The organism is Pseudoalteromonas sp. MBR-15 (genome assembly GCF_053628915.1).
In genome coordinates this window covers 46,092-63,045 of the sequence record NZ_JBRJHH010000006.1, presented here as the reverse complement: position 1 = coordinate 63,045, position 16,954 = coordinate 46,092, and the positions used below count along the sequence as shown (strand labels likewise).

14 protein-coding genes are annotated in these 16,954 nt (G+C 42.4%); 10 read left to right on the top strand and 4 right to left on the bottom strand.

Features of this window, described 5'->3' with window-relative positions; translation table 11 throughout:
• Positions 1–265: 265 nt before the first annotated feature.
• Positions 266–3,160, top strand: coding sequence for an RNA polymerase-associated protein RapA (gene rapA / locus ACSSVW_RS09775; protein WP_074988942.1), 2,895 nt, complete (start codon positions 266–268; stop codon positions 3,158–3,160).
• A gap of 57 nt (positions 3,161–3,217) precedes the next feature.
• Here the strand turns inward: rapA and ACSSVW_RS09770 are convergent, their stop codons facing one another.
• On the bottom strand, positions 3,218–3,448 hold the full coding sequence (locus ACSSVW_RS09770) for a hypothetical protein (protein WP_454179234.1): 231 nt from the start codon (positions 3,446–3,448) through the stop codon (positions 3,218–3,220).
• A 140-nt stretch (positions 3,449–3,588) separates the two neighbouring features.
• Between ACSSVW_RS09770 and rluA the strand changes: the two genes are divergently transcribed.
• Positions 3,589–4,242 carry a bifunctional tRNA pseudouridine(32) synthase/23S rRNA pseudouridine(746) synthase RluA gene (rluA, locus tag ACSSVW_RS09765; protein ID WP_421418868.1) on the top strand — a complete coding sequence of 218 codons (654 nt, stop codon included), beginning with the start codon at positions 3,589–3,591 and terminating at the stop codon, positions 4,240–4,242.
• 81 nt (positions 4,243–4,323) lie between these two features.
• Positions 4,324–5,247 carry a DUF3530 family protein gene (locus ACSSVW_RS09760; protein ID WP_454179233.1) on the top strand — a complete coding sequence of 308 codons (924 nt, stop codon included), beginning with the start codon at positions 4,324–4,326 and terminating at the stop codon, positions 5,245–5,247.
• Here the strand turns inward: ACSSVW_RS09760 and djlA are convergent.
• The 3 genes from djlA to ACSSVW_RS09745 are packed head-to-tail and all read right to left on the bottom strand — an operon-like array spanning position 5,230 to position 7,766.
• Entirely contained in the window at positions 5,230–6,090 is an 861-nt protein-coding gene (gene djlA, locus ACSSVW_RS09755) for a co-chaperone DjlA (RefSeq protein WP_118844612.1), read from the bottom strand. The genes ACSSVW_RS09760 and djlA overlap by 18 nt on opposite strands.
• An 18-nt stretch (positions 6,091–6,108) precedes the next feature.
• A complete protein-coding gene (gene murU, locus ACSSVW_RS09750; protein ID WP_065979658.1) occupies positions 6,109–6,768 on the bottom strand; it encodes an N-acetylmuramate alpha-1-phosphate uridylyltransferase MurU in 660 nt (219 codons plus the stop codon).
• A complete protein-coding gene (locus tag ACSSVW_RS09745) occupies positions 6,765–7,766 on the bottom strand; it encodes an aminoglycoside phosphotransferase family protein (RefSeq protein ID WP_036965989.1) in 1,002 nt (333 codons plus the stop codon). The genes murU and ACSSVW_RS09745 overlap by 4 nt, the downstream gene beginning before the upstream one ends.
• A gap of 103 nt (positions 7,767–7,869) precedes the next feature.
• Between ACSSVW_RS09745 and lptD the strand changes: the two genes are divergently transcribed.
• From lptD to ACSSVW_RS09710, 7 genes are all read left to right on the top strand, one after another.
• Positions 7,870–10,116, top strand: coding sequence for an LPS assembly protein LptD (lptD, locus tag ACSSVW_RS09740; protein WP_065979656.1), 2,247 nt, complete (start codon positions 7,870–7,872; stop codon positions 10,114–10,116).
• A 36-nt stretch (positions 10,117–10,152) separates the two neighbouring features.
• Complete coding sequence (surA, locus tag ACSSVW_RS09735) at positions 10,153–11,445, top strand: peptidylprolyl isomerase SurA (protein ID WP_036965983.1); 1,293 nt, start codon at positions 10,153–10,155, stop codon at positions 11,443–11,445.
• A 5-nt stretch (positions 11,446–11,450) separates the two neighbouring features.
• Positions 11,451–12,440: a 4-hydroxythreonine-4-phosphate dehydrogenase PdxA gene (gene pdxA, locus ACSSVW_RS09730; protein WP_065979655.1), complete on the top strand. Its 990-nt coding sequence runs from the start codon at positions 11,451–11,453 to the stop codon at positions 12,438–12,440.
• On the top strand, positions 12,440–13,246 hold the full coding sequence (rsmA, locus tag ACSSVW_RS09725) for a 16S rRNA (adenine(1518)-N(6)/adenine(1519)-N(6))-dimethyltransferase RsmA (protein ID WP_065979654.1): 807 nt from the start codon (positions 12,440–12,442) through the stop codon (positions 13,244–13,246). The genes pdxA and rsmA overlap by 1 nt, the downstream gene beginning before the upstream one ends.
• On the top strand, positions 13,230–13,619 hold the full coding sequence (gene apaG / locus ACSSVW_RS09720; RefSeq protein WP_036965974.1) for a Co2+/Mg2+ efflux protein ApaG: 390 nt from the start codon (positions 13,230–13,232) through the stop codon (positions 13,617–13,619). The genes rsmA and apaG overlap by 17 nt, the downstream gene beginning before the upstream one ends.
• Before the next feature lie 6 nt (positions 13,620–13,625).
• Positions 13,626–14,441 carry a symmetrical bis(5'-nucleosyl)-tetraphosphatase gene (locus ACSSVW_RS09715; RefSeq protein ID WP_036965970.1) on the top strand — a complete coding sequence of 272 codons (816 nt, stop codon included), beginning with the start codon at positions 13,626–13,628 and terminating at the stop codon, positions 14,439–14,441.
• Between the two features lie 140 nt (positions 14,442–14,581).
• Positions 14,582–16,597, top strand: coding sequence for a methyl-accepting chemotaxis protein (locus ACSSVW_RS09710; protein WP_036965967.1), 2,016 nt, complete (start codon positions 14,582–14,584; stop codon positions 16,595–16,597).
• Positions 16,598–16,954 lie beyond the last annotated feature (357 nt).

Below are 16,954 nucleotides of genomic sequence, written 5' to 3'. Positions count from 1 at the left end.
ATACCCAATTAACTAAACAAGCAGCGATTAAAGCGGTTATTTATTTGTTAGGTATATACTCAGTTTAGTCTATTTGCAGCAAAAGTCCTTTTTATGACAGCCAAAATTACAATTATTTAAGTGGTTAAAATACATACAAAATTTACCTGTAATATTGACTTAAAAAGGTTGACTAAATTTAATTGTGTGCGGCGAGTTTACTGCCTTGAAGTAGCCTGATGTTACAGGTAACATAGCCGCCTTTTTCTTCATAGACGAGACATACATGAATTTTTCCTTAGGTCAGCGTTGGATCAGTGATACTGAGTCAGATTTAGGATTAGGCACCGTAGTTGCCCTTGAAGGCCGTCAGGTCAGCATTTTATTTCCAGCCAGTGGTGAAAACAGAGTTTATTCTTTAACAGAAGCACCTGTTACTCGTGTCGCATTTAATCCAGGCGATGTTATTCGCAGCGTTGAAGAGTGGGAACTTGAAGTAGAGTCAGTTGAAGAACAAGGTGAGCTTTTATGCTACCACGGTACACGCGTTGATAACGGTGAAAAAGTTCAGTTAAAAGAGACCTTTTTAGATCACTTTATTAAATTTAATAAACCGCAAGACCGCTTATTTGCAGGCCAAGTAGACCGTTTTGATCGTTACACCCTTCGCTATCAAACTTGGCAGCACCAGTTCGAGCGTCAGCAATCACCTTTAAAAGGCTTAATTGGTCAACGTGCCAACCTAATACCTCACCAGCTTTATATTGCGCAAGAAGTGGGTAAACGTTTCGCGCCGCGTGTTTTATTGTCAGATGAAGTGGGCCTTGGTAAAACCATTGAAGCGGGGATGATTTTACATCAACAAATCATTAGTGGCCGTGCTAGCCGCGTATTAATTGTGGTGCCTGAAAACCTGCAACACCAATGGCTCGTTGAGATGCTTCGTCGCTTTAATTTACGTTTCTCTATTTTTGATGAGGAACGTTGTGATGAAGCATTCGCAGACTCACCGAATGTATTCGAAACAGAACAGTTAGTACTTACTAGCCTTGAATTTTTAAGCAAGAAAAAACGCTGGTTTGAACAAGCAACATTAGCCGATTGGGATTTACTCGTGGTTGATGAAGCGCACCATTTGAGTATTACAAATGGTAAACCAAGCACAGAATATCAACGCATGGCTGAACTTAGCCAAGATATTCCAGGCCTTATTTTACTGACAGCTACACCCGATCAATTAGGCCACCGCAGCCACTTTGCGCGTTTGCAATTACTCGACCCTGATCGTTTTTATGATTACGATGCTTTTGTTGAAGAAGAAAGTAACTACAAAGATGTCGCAGAAGCTGCCAATCAACTACTCAGTGAGCAACGCTTAGATGACACGGCTCGCGAGACATTAAAAGCCTTATTAAAAGAAACCGATATCACTGAGGTGCTTGCTAAAGCTGAGCAAGGTGATGAAACCGCGCGCAACGAAATTTTATCAATGCTATTGGACCGCCATGGTACGGGCCGTATTTTGTTCAGAAATAGCCGCAGCGGTATTGATGGTTACCCTAGCCGTAAACTCCACGCTTACCCAATGGCGATGCCAAAGCAATATAAAACCGCAATGTCGGTCTTAGGGAATATAGGCGGCATTCAAAGTGCTGAGCTAAGTGCTCTGCGCGCGTTATTCCCAGAAAAAATATTCCAAGAATTTGAAGGTGAAAACGCCAGTTGGGGCGCCTTCGACCCACGTGTTGACTGGTTAATTGAAACATTAAAAACACTAAAACACGAAAAAGTCCTGCTAATTTGTGCTAAAGCTGAAACAGCGATTAGCCTTGAACAAATTTTACGAGAGCGCGAAGCCATTAAAGCATCTGTGTTCCATGAAGGTATGTCGATTGTTGAGCGTGACCGTGCTGCGGCATTTTTTGCTGATGAATACGACAGCGCACAAATCCTTCTGTGTTCAGAGATTGGTTCAGAAGGCCGTAACTTCCAGTTCTCACATCATTTAGTGCTCTTTGATTTACCTTTGAACCCTGATTTGTTAGAGCAACGTATTGGTCGCCTTGACCGCATTGGTCAAACGCAAGATGTAAACATTCATGTGCCTTACTTTGAAAATACAGCACAAGAAGTCTTGCTACGCTGGTATAACGAAGGCCTAGATGCGTTTGAAACAACATCAACCACAGGGCAAATGTTGTATAAAGAATTCGGTGAAGAGCTGCTTGAATTCATTGGTACACATAATTGTGATGAAGAAGAGCTAGACCCACTACTAGAACAAGTTGCTAGCCAAAATGCAAAACTGCGTAAACAAATGGAAAGTGGTCGTGACCGTTTATTAGAGCTGCACTCAAGTGGTCAAGGCCGTGCTGAAAGCTTAGTCGCTGATATCGAAGAGCTAGATGACCAGTTTACATTGCCAAGTTACATGATCAATGTGTTCGACACTTTTGGTGTAAGCCAAGAAGATAAAGGTGAAAATACCATTATCTTAAAACCAACCGAGCATATGTTGAATCCCTCTTTCCCTTGCTTAAAAGATGACGGTATTACCGTGACCTTTGACCGTGCAACTGCACTATCGCAAGAAGATGCGCATTTTATCAGCTGGGATCACCCGATGGTGCAAGGCAGTTTAGACATGATTTGCGATGATGACTTTGGTACGGCATCGGTTGCCCTGCTGAAAAACAAAAAACTCCCTGCGGGTACATTTTTTGTTGAGCTTATCTTCATTGCAGAAGCCATGGCACCGAAGTCATTACAGGTAGGTCGTTTCTTACCGCCGACTCCTATTCGAGTTTTACTTGATAAAAGCAGCAATAACTTAGCCGATAATGTTGCCTTTGATGCCTTTAACCAACAGCTTTCTGCGGTTGGTCGTCAAACGGCAAGTAAGTTAGCCAGTGCGCTACAAAGTGCCATTCACCCAATGATCACCAGCGCTCAGGGGTTAGCCCAAACAAAACTCGACGCATTGCGTGTTGAGTCATTAGAAAAAATGCATACCGCATTAGGTGAAGAGCAAGCCCGTTTAACCGCGCTTAAACAAATTAATCCGAATATTCGTGATGAAGAGCTTAGCTTCTTTGATAAACAACGCAGTGACCTGACGACCTATATTGAAAAAGCCCAAGTTAAATTAGATGCGATTCGTTTGATTGTTGTCTCGCACTAGAGCGAGTGACGTAAAACGTATAAATAAGCAACGCGATGTCATCCCACATCGCGTTTTTTATATTAAAAACGCAGCGAGGCTTATCACCAACGCGACGGCGGCTAATTTGCAAAAGAGAGCAGCTAAGCCTTTATTTTTCTTAATAACATCTTCTGTGTAAGCTTTTTTTAAATACACAGCTTGTAAGTCAGTAAGGTCTTTGCAGTGCCAACACTCAGGTTCGCGGTCGTTAACGTGTAATCCGCATCGTGGGCAAGGCTCACTGCGAATACGGCCTAAAAAAAACATTCTATGACTCCTGTTTTGCAAATTCGCTATTCGCTAAGTAAGCAACTGTATATCGGATAACAATCCAAAACCACTCCTAGCATTGTGTAAGCATTGATACTCCTTTAAAATAACGCCCTTGCATATCATCGAGGCTGGCTGTGTTACTCAATTATAATCCCCCAATGACCCCCTATTTGAGCATTGTTTATCAAGATGATGATTTACTGATCGTCAATAAACCAAGTGGTTTACTTACGGTGCCGGGTAAGGACCCAAAACATGCCGATTGCCTCATTGCACGCGTTAACCGCGTATTTCCTAACGCTAAAATTGTTCATCGCTTAGATATGGCAACCTCAGGGATTATTTGTTTAGCGATGCATAAAGAAGCACATCGCAATCTAAGTATTCAGTTTCAAGATAGAAAAACCGCCAAACGCTATGTTGCGCGTGTATTTGGTAAGCTTGAACAGCAAACAGGTTCCGTCGATTTACCGCTTATTTGTGATTGGCCTAACCGCCCTAAACAAATGGTTGATCACGACAAAGGCAAGCCTTCATTAACACACTTTAAAGTACTTGAGCATGAAGCTCAGGCAACGCGCGTTGAGCTGACCCCAATTACAGGGCGCTCTCACCAACTACGTGTGCACATGCTGTCTTTAGGTCACCCAATTTTAGGGGATAGACTGTATGCCCACTCAGAAGCATTAGCGCTGGCCCCTCGTTTGCAACTGCATGCAGAAATGCTCAGTTTAACTCACCCTGTCAGTGGTGAAACGCTTGTTTTTGAGGCAGCTCCTGAGTTTTAAGACAATTAGCTAAATATTTTACCAATACTGCCGATAGTTAATTTAATCACTGATTTAATTTAAGACTCAGGAAATTTCGGCATGACGTTAAAACCCGCACATTGCTTAGTTTACGCAGCCTGTTTTGCGTTGATGGGTAATGTGAATGCTGCCGATTTTATTAAACCCACCCCTTGGTCAAGTTTGGTCACTAACGATATTCAACGCTTTTTACCCAGCGATGAAATGCGTACTTTACTGGCCGGTGACGATGAGTTCATTAGTTTATATCGTCAATCTATGGCGCCAACACAACGTGGCATCGTGTTAATTATTCCAGACTGGCAAGACGTGCCTACCAATAATGCGGGGATCAACTTTTTACGTAAGCAATTAAATGATATTGGCTATGCGACACTCGCTATGACAATGCCTGATATTGACTGGCACCCTGCCGATATGGCGATGCCAGAGCCCACTGATAACTCTGAAACTGAGTCAACAACGCAAAATAACCAGCAAGCTGACTCAGCTCCACCAGCCCAAACACAACAAGCGCCTCACTTTGTCTCAGCGAAGCCAAACATAAGTGAAGCGATACTTGATGATTATAAGCTCAAGCTTATTGCACGTTTTAATGCGTTATATAACAGCGCAATGGATGAAGGTGGCAACATTATAGTACTGGCGCAGGGGGCCAGTGCTGGGCTACTTATTGAGCACTATGCAAGCTTTCCCAATAACGAGTTGAATGCCTTTATTAGTTTAGGAAGCTACCTTCCAAACAGTATTCGAAACCAGCATCTCAATGCCACGTTGTCGACCATTAGCCCACCACTGTTAGATATTTTCTACAGTGAAGGTAACCCAGACACACTTCAAAGCGTCAACGATAGAAAACGCTGGGTTAGGCGCAACGCTAAATATGATTATCGACAACGAGAATTGTTCGGAACCCCCACAGAACCTGAGCAACACGAGCGGTTGCTCAAAGAAGTCGACGGCTTTTTACGCCGCCTTCTTTAAATATTCATAAGCGGCTTGAATATCTTGGCTTTTCTTCACCGCGACTTCCATCATGTGCTTAGGTAGCCCTTGCGATACCAGCTTATCAGGGTGATGCTGTGCCATGAGCTTACGATAAGCTACTTTAATATCACGCGCAGACGCATCCTTACTTAAGCCAAGTAACGCAAGTGCCTGAGCACGGTTCATGCTATTGTTTGGCGGGACTCGATGACCCTGCTGCTCATTATGAGTACTGTGTTGTTGGTTTTGTTGCTCATAAAAGCGCTGTTGCTGCTGACGAAATGCAAATTCAGCTTGGTAACGTTTTAGTAAGAATGAAAATTGTGTGCGTGAAATTCCTAACTGTTTACTCACCTCGTGCAATAATTGTTTTTCTTGTTCTGCGAGATGACCATCAGAGAATGCCATTTGAATTTGAATTTCTAGAAATAATTGCAGCAAGTCATGACGACGGGCAAAACGTTCTTTAAAATCATGAACCGTTTCTTTTAGTGAAAAATCGGCTTCTTTACCGCTTCGAAATGCATCTTGTGCTTCACGGCGCTCATCACCCGACAAGCCCATTTCATTCATAAAGACACTCGCAGCTTTAATGTGCGTTTCACTGACTCGACCATTTGATTTGGCAATATGACCCATAACCGCAAAGCAGCTTGAAAAAAACAGCGCTTGACGTTCATTAATATCATCACCTTTAAACAGGCCGGAGAAACCGCCCGCTTTATCAAAGTCTTGTTTTAAACTGCGATCAAACATGTGACCAAGGTACAACCCCAGCAAAGCGCCAACAAACCGGCCAAACATAAAGCCAAAGCAGAATCCCAGTACTTTTCCCCACATAATGATAAACCCTCGTTGTTATTTTACAGCTAAGCGCTGGTTTAGTTCGTCGAGTCTGGCTGGTGTGCCTATGTCGTCCCACTGACCAAGGTACAGCTCAGTGGATACTTGATACTCTGCCAGCTTCTCACGCAGGATAGGCCCTAGTGCAAGCACACCCGGTGTTAGGCCTTTAAAAAAGTCAGCATGAAAACGGCTGATACCTGAAAACGTGTACTTTTGACTATCGGGACCTAAATGGCGTAACGCAAAATCACCGTCAGGATTGTGGGCCGGGTTTTCAACCAAAACAAGGTGCGCTTCGCCGGGTTCTAAATGCAGTTGTGTGAGTGACGTCATATCGTAATCAGTAAATACATCCCCGTTAATCACCACAAAGTGCTCGCCAAGCAAGGGCAAAGCGTGAAGTATGCCACCGGCTGTTTCAAGCCCACCTTCGCACTCTTGGCTGTACTGTATGGTGACACCAAACGCTTCGCCATTGCCAAAATACTGCTTTATTTTATCTCCTTGCCATGCAAGGTTTATGACAATATCAACAATGCCTGCTTGGCGTAAGTTAATAATGTGGTGTGCTAATAATGGTTTACCTGCCACTTTTAACATCGGTTTAGGCAGCGTACTAGTCAACGGCATCATGCGTTTTCCACGGCCTGCCGCTAAAATCATTGCTTTCATTTAATCTCTTTGTCTAACCGCTTTTTAGTCTGCACAATGATAGTGTGTTCAATCCACTCACTGAGTGCACTTAACTCTGGGTAATCTTTACTTACATTACTAATATATTGAAGCGTTGGCAGCACATTATTTAAATAGCCAGATTTTCCATCGCGTAATTTTAAACGACAAAAAATACCGGCCGCTTTCAAGTGACGCTGTATTCCTGTTAAATCAAACCACCGTTTGAACACCTCAAACGTAATACCGTGAATTAACTGCTGCTTGGTAAATTCGTCATAGGCAAAATGCAGTAAATAGTCGAGTTCATGTTCAGGAAGTTGAAAGTAGCAATCTCGAAGTAACGACACTAAGTCATAACACACTGGCCCTTGCACTGCATCTTGGTAGTCAATAATCGCCCACTGCTGTCCTGTACGCATAATATTTCTACTATGAAAATCACGGTGTACGGTCACTATAGGTTGCGCCAGCGCATTATTGACCAGCAGTTGACAGGCATCTTGCCACATCTGTGTTTGCTCATCCGACAACGAACAATCAATAAACGCATCGACAAGCCATTCGCTAAAAATGCTCAATTCAAATTGCAAAAAGTCATCATCAAACACTTTCATATATTGAGCAGGCGGTGTTTGCGCCCATTGTGCACTGAGCTTTATGAGATGCTTATAATGTAGCGTGCGGTCTTCATCGCCAAGTAAGTCAGCTAAATGTGTATTGCCTAAATCACTCAGTAAAAAGAAGCCTTGCTTTTCATCAGCCTGAAGAATTTTTGGTAATTTAAAACCATGTTTAGAGAACACTTTGTTTAGTTCAATATAGGGCGTGTTATCTAATTTATCAGGATCAGAATCCATCACAATGAAGCTTTGTTCTGCGGTATTAATACGAAAATACCGACGAAAACTCGCATCGCCAGTGATGGCTGCTAATTGATATTCATCCTCCTTAAAATGAGGATTTAAAAACTGCTGTAAACTTTTATAACGATTCATTTAGTAAGATATCTATTTTTCACTAAGTCAATTACTGTATTTGCCATTGTTTTCCTTTATTATGTCTAGCTTATATCCAACCAAAGAGCATTAAGGTCATTAAATGAGCAAAACCTGGGGCATAATGATGCTAAGCGTACTTAGCGCACCATCGTTCGCCGAAACTGAACTGGCACACAACTTTTGTGGCACTTCAATGCAAACCAGAGCTTGGCAACCGCTCCCTGGCCTTGAACTTAATATGATCGATATCAAATCCGATGATATTGAACTATTGGGTACCCAAAGCGCAGAATTTACCGGTAATGTAGATATTAACACCCTAACGATGAATTTGTCCGCACAAAGTGCACTGATTGACAAACAACGTGGTCTACTTAATGCAACCGGCCCTATCGTTTATCGCGATAAAGTTAGCCAAATTAATAGCTCTGGGCTCAACGCAGATTTAAATAACTCTGAATTAAGCCTACTTGGCGCTGACTATAAGCTCACCGACCAGCTCGGTCATGGTGGCGCAGAAAAACTGACAGTCAATGAGTCTGGCCTAAACCTCATGAACGCAAGCTTTACTACCTGTCCGGGCGAAACACCGGTATGGGCAATTGAAGCAGATGAAATTGATTTATCGAGTGAAGATGGCTGGGGTGAAACTCACAATACCGTATTACGCGTATTCGATACGCCCGTGTTGTATATCCCTTATTTCACTTTTCCATTAGATGACCGCCGTAAGTCAGGATTATTAACACCTAATTTCTCAAGCTCTGGTCGCTACGGTCTTGAAACTATCACGCCGTATTATTGGAATATAGCGCCTAATTACGACGCAACAATTACGCCGCGCTATATGTCTAAGCGTGGCTTACAAATGATTGGTGAGTTTCGTTATTTAACAGAGCAAAATAACGGTTTAATCGCTGTAGAGTACCTTGATAAAGACGACGAAGAGCCAAGTGTTGACTCGCGCTATTTATTTCACTGGCAACAGCAAAGTTATTTTGGTGAGAACTGGCGCGGCAACATTGATATTACCAATGTGAGCGATGATAACTACTTAACCGATTTAAACTCGAATTATGCCACTCGCACAGATACCCAGTTATATCGTACAGGCTCACTAACGCATTTAGGTGATACGTGGCGTACCGACATCAAACTTCAAAGCTTTGAAGTGCTCGGTGATCACCGTGAATCTTATGCAGCATTACCACAAATTAGTTTTTCACAAACTAACCCATACGACTTTTATGGTGTCGATTTAACACTCGACGGTGAACTTAGCTACTTTACCAATAACAATGCAGTGATTGATGAAGCAAGCCGCCTTCACATTGAACCAAAAGCCAGTTTGGGGTATCAAGAGTATGCGTGGTCTTTTTTATCTGAAGTAAGCCTATTACACACCACTTATAATCAACACGGTGATCTAACGGGCACTGACTTTGAAGAAAAAGTCACACGTACACTGCCAAAAGTACGTTTATACAGCCAACTAAACTTTGAACGTGAAACCGCTTTTTTCTTCAAAGAAGGCATTCAAACGTTAGAACCTCAAATTCAGTATTTGTATACACCCAATAAAGACCAGTCGAATATTGGCCTTTACGATACCACCAAGTTACAAGATGACTTTTTTGGTTTGTTTAGAGATCGTCGCTTTTCGAGCATCGACCGCATTGCAACCGCAAACCAATTTACTTTAGGTGCAACAACGCGCTTATTTAGCAGCGACAATGAAGAAGTGTTTAATTTCAGTGCTGGGCAAATCTTTTATTTAAGCGATGATGCCAAACCGACTTCGCAAGGGATTCAGTCTGATACAAACTACAATGCCTTGTTTGCCGCGCAAACCATGTTACATTGGCACCGTCGCTGGTATTTATCTGGGGGGATTCAATATGACACCGATGGTAAAGAAATAATCCAGTCAAATATCACTTTAGATTATAAAGGTGACGATAAACAGCTCGTACAATTGAACCATCGCTATGCAAATGATGTCTCAGGCAATACAATCGAGCAAGTTGGTCTATTTACCAGCATTCCGCTAACACATGATTGGCAGTTTGTTGGCAGCTATCACCGCGATTTAGAAAGTGGTCGTAGCATTGAGGTTTTCAGCGGCCTGCAGTATGAATCGTGCTGCTGGGCGTTTCAAATCACTGGCCGTCGTCAAATCGAAACCGATTTGAATCAAGCGATTGGCCAAGAGCAAGCCACTTTTGATACCAGTATTGGCTTCAATATCGTGTTAAAAGGACTTGGTAGTAAAAGCCGTTATGATGCACAAAAATTATTACAACAAGGTATTTTTGGCTATCGTAGACCGTATTTTCTTAATAACTAGTACCGCAGTACTATTAGCAAGAGTATTAGAAAAAGTATGAATTTAAAAAAATTATTTGCATCAGCATTATTAACAGTTGGCTTATGCCAAAGCGTTTTCGCAAAACCTGTCGAAATAGACAAAGTTGTCGGCATCGTTAACCAAGGTGTTATCTTACAAAGCGAAGTCGACACAATTATTAATCGCGTAAAAGCACAAGCAGCCGAGCAAGGCCAAGAGCTCCCATCGGATGATACGTTGCGCATTCAAGCGATTGAACGACTTGTAAGCCAAACTCTTATGATGCAACTTGCAGAGCGTATGGGCCTTGAGATTTCGGATTCACAGCTTGACCAAACGCTAGAAAACATGGCTCGCGAGCAAGGTGGCACGATTGCTGATTTGCGTCGCACGATTGAAGCGGCTGGTGAAAGTTTTCCCGCTTACCGCGAAGAAATACGTAAAGAGATCACCACCCAGCAAGTTACACGTGCTAACGTCGATCGCCGTATTTACATCAGCCCACAAGAAATTGATAACCTTTTAAAAATAATGGAAACACAAGGTAAAAATGCCGAAGAGTACAATATCGGCCACATCTTGATTGATATTCCAAGTGATGCAACACCCGATGAAATTGCCAGCGCTAAAACACGTGCTGACAAAGTCATTGAATTTTTAAAAGAAGGTAAAGAGTTCAAGCGCATTGCAATTTCATCATCAAGTGGCTCAAAAGCGCTTGAAGGTGGTCAGTTAGGCTGGATGGGTATTAATGAAATGCCTTCACTCTTTGCAGAGGCTGTAAAAGGTCAGAAAAAAGACGATATCGTTGGTCCACTTCGCTCAGGCGCAGGTTTCCACATTATTAAAGTACAAGATGTACGTGGTCGCCAAGTAGTTGAAACCACAGAAGTTCGCTCTCGTCACATCCTTATTAAGCCGTCTATCATTTTAAGCGAAGAAAAAGCGCGCGAGATGCTTAAAGGCTTTGCGAAAGACTTGCGTGAAGGTAACGCCGACTTTGCTGAACTTGCAAAAGAGTACTCTGAAGATCCAGGTTCTGCGCTAAAAGGCGGCGAATACGATTGGACAGACCCAAGCACCTATGTGCCTGAGTTCAAAAACACCTTGTTGTCACTTGATAAAAACGAGATCAGTGAGCCATTCAGAACGCAATTTGGCTGGCATATTGTGCAGTTGCTTGATAAACGTGTCGCAGATAAGACTGAACTTGCTAAACGTAACCGTGCGCATCAACTGCTGTTTAATCGTAAGTTTAAAGAAGAAAGCTTCAACTGGCAGCAAGAAATGCGTGAGCAAGCTCATGTTGATATCTTCCCTGTAGAATAATCATTATGACAATAAGAGTAGCAATCACCCCAGGTGAACCCGCAGGTATAGGCCCTGATTTATTAATTAAGTTAGCGCAACACGCGTGGGATGCCCAACTTGTCGTAATTGCTGATGGTGCGTTATTAAAACAACGCGCCAAACAGCTTGGTTTAAACATCGACCTGATCAAATTTGATGAAGACCAAGCTCCAGCAATTGCACCGGCAGGCAGTGTCTATTTGCATCAGGTTGACCTAGCTGAAGAAGTTGAAGTGGGTGTCTTAAATGATGCAAACGGTCAATATGTCTTAGATACGCTTCGTATCGCCAGTGAAAAAAATATGGATGGCACCTTTGCGGCAGTAGTCACAGGCCCAGTGCACAAAGGCATTATCAACAAAGCGGGTATTTCGTTTAGCGGTCATACCGAGTACTTTGCGCAGCAATCTAATACAGCAGATGTAGTGATGCTGCTTGCAACCGAGGGATTACGTGTTGCCCTTGTCACTACACATATTCCATTAGCTTATGTGTCACGTGCTATCACCGTTGAGCGCCTAAGCAAGGTGGCAACGATTTTAAACCACGATCTACAGACTAAATTTGGTATCGAAAAACCCCGTATTTTGGTGTGTGGTTTAAACCCACATGCTGGTGAAGATGGTCATCTAGGCCGCGAAGAAATAGATACGATAGCCCCCACCCTCGAATTATTAAATAATCAGGGTATGAATTTAATTGGTCCGCTGCCCGCTGATACATTATTTCAAGATAAATACCTGTCACAGGCCGACGCCGTGCTTGCTATGTATCACGATCAGGGATTACCTGTGCTAAAATACAAAGGTTTCGGCAACTCGGTGAACATCACCCTTGGCTTGCCATTTATTCGCACATCAGTGGATCACGGTACGGCACTTGATTTAGCCGGTACAGGAACCGCCGATGTGGGTAGTTTTGAATTAGCGATCCGCGAAGCAATTAAGCTCGCCCATGAAAAAGCACAAAATTAATGACTGATAAAGTACATTTAGGACACCGCGCCAGAAAGCGTTTTGGCCAAAACTTTTTAAATGATGACATGATCATCGATAAAATTGTGACGGCTATCGATCCTAAACCCGAAGACAATTTAGTAGAAATCGGCCCTGGTCTTGGTGCTATCACCGAACCCGTTGCAGACTTAAGTGGCCATCTAACTGTTGTTGAGCTAGATAAAGACTTAGCAGAGCGTTTAGTAAGTCATCCTTTTTTAGGGCCAAAACTAACAGTGCATCAAGGTGATGCAATGAAGTTTGATTTTAGCACCCTGATTAAAGAAGACGAAAAACTAAAGATTTTTGGTAACTTGCCATACAATGTTTCGACTCCTCTGCTGTTTCATTTATTTGAATTTGCTGACAACGTTGAGCATATGCACTTTATGCTTCAAAAAGAGGTTGTTAAGCGCATGGTAGCAAGCCCTGGTAGCAAAGCTTTTGGCCGCTTAACTGTCATGACACAGTATTACTGCCATGCAATGCCAGTGATTGATGTGCCCCCAGAGTGCTTTAAACCTGCACCTAAAGTTGATTCAGCGGTCATTCGTTTGATCCCTAAGAAGCCTGAGCAACGTACAGCTAAATGTACCAAGCTTTTAAACACTGTGTGCTTAGAAGCGTTTAACCAACGTCGTAAAACACTGCGCAACAGTTTATCAAACCTACTGACTGCTGAAGAGCTTACAGGCATTGGTATTGATATTACACTTCGTGCAGAAAGTCTGTCTTTACAACAATTTATTGATATAGCTAATTGGATTTATGACAACAAGCAGTAATTTAGGTTCGCCAATTAAGGTCTCTGTTGAGACCTTCTACGTTGAAGGTCAATCGGAGCCTGAACAAGATAAATACGTTTTTGCTTACTCTATCACGATTAAAAATCATAGTTTGTGCAGTGCTAAGCTATTAAGTCGCTACTGGTTAATTACCGATGCCAATGGCAAGGAAGTCGAAGTTCAAGGCGAAGGTGTCGTTGGTGAAACCCCCACTATTGCCCCAGGTGAAAGTTATAAATACACCAGTGGCGCAGTGCTCGACACCCCTGTAGGGACAATGCAAGGTTATTACACCATGCGTAACGAATTCGGCACTGAATTTGAAGCCCCAATTGACGTGTTTCGTCTAGCACGCCCTAACATACTGCATTAAGTATCGATGGCTGACTACGCGATAGGGGATTTGCAAGGGTGCTACAGTGAATTTGACGCACTACTCAAGCGCGTTAATTTTAATCCTAGCAAAGACCACCTATACCTAGTTGGTGACATAGTTGCTCGAGGCCCAGATTCCCTTGGGTGCCTTGAGCGACTCTATGCAATGCAAGGCAGTGTCAGCATTACGCTTGGCAATCATGACCTGCACATGATCGCGTGTTATCATTTAAATAAACCACACAACCCAAAAGATAAGCTCAGTGCTGTTTTTAGCAGCTCTAAACTCACTGACTATATTCAATTTTTACAGCAACAACCACTTGCTCTATGGCTTGAAAAGTATGACATGTTCATAAGTCATGCCGGTTTAAACCCCAATTGGTCGATTAAGAAAGCATTGAAACGCGCTCGCTTTGCAAAGAATTGCTATCAAGGTGCTGATGCTCGACATTTTTTTAGCCATATGTACGATACTCATCCGCCTAAATGGCAGTCAACACTCAGTAATGAAGCTAAGTTTCGCTACATTGTAAATTACTTCACACGCATGCGTTTTGTAGACAAAGAGGCCCATTTAGACCTCACAAACAAAACCAGTACCAGTGCAAATAGCTCAACAATACCGTGGTTTGAACACCCGAATATAACGCAATTAACGCAGCAGATTGTTTTTGGTCACTGGGCGGCAATTGAAGGAAAAACCCAACGAGCAAATATACATGGCCTTGATACAGGCTGTGTGTGGGGAGGAGAAATGACTCTCATGGAACTCAGTAAAAAAGAGCGTTTTGTCGAAAGTTCTCACTCTTTTATCTAAATTAACTGAAAAATAACTGAACATCTGTTAGATTTATATCAATTAAAGTAAATTTAAATAAAAGCCAATTTAATTTAAATACTTAACTTATCAGCAACCCTGCCGATAAATACTGATTAGTACTATTAGTGGAATTACATATGAACTTGACCGTTAGACAGCGTATTTGGGGCGGCTTTATTGTCATTACCCTACTCTTGCTATTTATTGGTGGTAACTCATTGATCAGAATTACCAATATTGATCAATCTACACAGCGAGTTAATCAGCTGTCACTCCCTGCTCTCGATAAAAGCTATGAGCTACAGGTCGAATTCATCTTAATGAGTAAATCCGCACAAGCGAGCTTTTACACAGCATCACAAGATGAGCTAGCAGCGACACGTAGCAGCTTTAATGAACAGAAAAAACGTTATGATAATTCTTATCAAGATTTACAAAACGTGGTTAGTGATGACCCAAAACTAAAACAAAGTAGTCAACAAGTAGAACAAACCTATAAACGTTTTGCTAAATCGGTTGATAACCTGTTTAAAGATAAAAAAACGCAGCTTGAACTTAACAAAACTCTCAGTACTCAACTTGAAAGTATTGAGCTTAGCGCTGAAGATGCAAACTCTGTGGTACTCGATATTATTGATATTGATGGCTTAGAAGAGAATCACTCTCGTGCTTATCAAGCAGCAAACAACTTAGAAAATCATTTTCAATCATTAGTGACTAACAGCACTGATATGCTCACAGTGAAAACACTGAATACGCTAGAAATCATTAAAAAAGAGCAAATATATTACCTTGAAGAAATTGAGCGCAGCTTAAGCTTAATTCGCCCCGCTGTTATTGAGTCGAATGCAAGCCTATACAATGATTTAAACGGCTACTTTGAAACACTTGCCAACAATGTAAAAGGTTCAAATAGCTTATCGGCCAACAAAAAACGTTTAATTGATGCCATTGCTCAAACTGAAGCGGAGCTTGCTAATGCCGAAAACTCGACAACAGAAGCATTAACACAACTGCGTGAACTCGTTGATCATGCCACAGTGCTTGCCTTTGATTTACAGCAAGACGTCAGTGGTAACGTGACGACAGCGACACTTTGGACTTGGGTCGCTATGATTATTGCAACGCTCATTGCTATCGTTGTTGCAGCCATGACTGTAAACCGTATCACTAAGCCACTTTCTGAAGTAAACCGTATTCTAGATATCGTTGCCAGTGGTGATATGACACAACGTTTAGATGACACTGCAAAAGATGAATTTGGTGAGCTTTCACGTAGCTGTAATACATTAATAGAAAGCTTACGTACGCTAATCCAAGGTATTATTTCTCGTTCTACGCAACTTGCCGCTGCGTCTGAGGAAACATCGGCGATTACCGAAGAGTCAAGCCAAGCCATTCGTAACCAGCAAGCACAAGTAGAACAAGCAGCAACGGCGACGACAGAAATGAGCAGTACCTCTCAAGCGGTTAGCAGCAGTGCTCAACAAGCGCTGAGTGAAATTAAAAACGCAGATAAAGAAGCCGAGCGTGTTAAGGGTATCTCATCGCAAAACAAAGCGACGATTGAACAGCTTGCACGTGAAGTCGATGACGCGTCTCAAGTCATTAATAAGCTGCATAAAGACAGTGCATCAATTGGCGGTATCTTAGATGTGATACGTGGCATTGCAGAGCAAACAAACCTTCTTGCACTTAATGCCGCTATTGAGGCAGCACGCGCAGGTGAACAAGGCCGTGGCTTTGCTGTTGTAGCAGACGAAGTACGCTCTCTTGCGAGCAAAACTCAAGAGTCTACGCAGGAAATCCAAGCAATGATTGAATCACTGCAAATTGGTGCTGAAGCCGCTGTTGCCGCAATGTCTAAAGGTAAGCAACAAGCTGAATCATGTGTTGAGCAATCAGACCAAGCCAACACTGCACTTGACTCAATCACCGCAGCTGTTGCCCAAGCACATAACGTAAGTGAAGAAATATCGACAGCTGCGCACGAACAACAACAAGTCTCGCAAGAGATCAGTGAGCGCTTAGAGTCAATCGTTGCTATTGCTGAACAAACAGCTGAAGGGGCTAACCAGACGAACATTTCAAGCTCAGAAGTCGCTAAATTAGCTGAAGAGTTACGACTGTCGGTGGATGCCTTTAAAGTTTAAATAGCCTTCGCTATACCTAAATAGAAAAACCGTGTTTAGCATCGCAAACACGGTTTTTTTATTCCCCCTTCAGCTCATTCAATGATCCCCATTCATATCACTGCGCTTAATTAAGAGGTCTATTTTGAGGCAATAAAACCGCGTTGATAACAAGACAAAAATTTCGTTATTTAGTTGTTCTCGGCAATTGCTCCTGCATTACTCTCCCTCCGGCATCCATGCAGTCGTAAATCAGACATTTTTAACGCAGCTAGCGACTGGTGTAATCACTCAAAATAAGTAAGTATTATTGCAGATAGGTATTAGCATGATTTTGAATTGGTATTATTCACAGACATAAAAAAACCGCAACGAGTG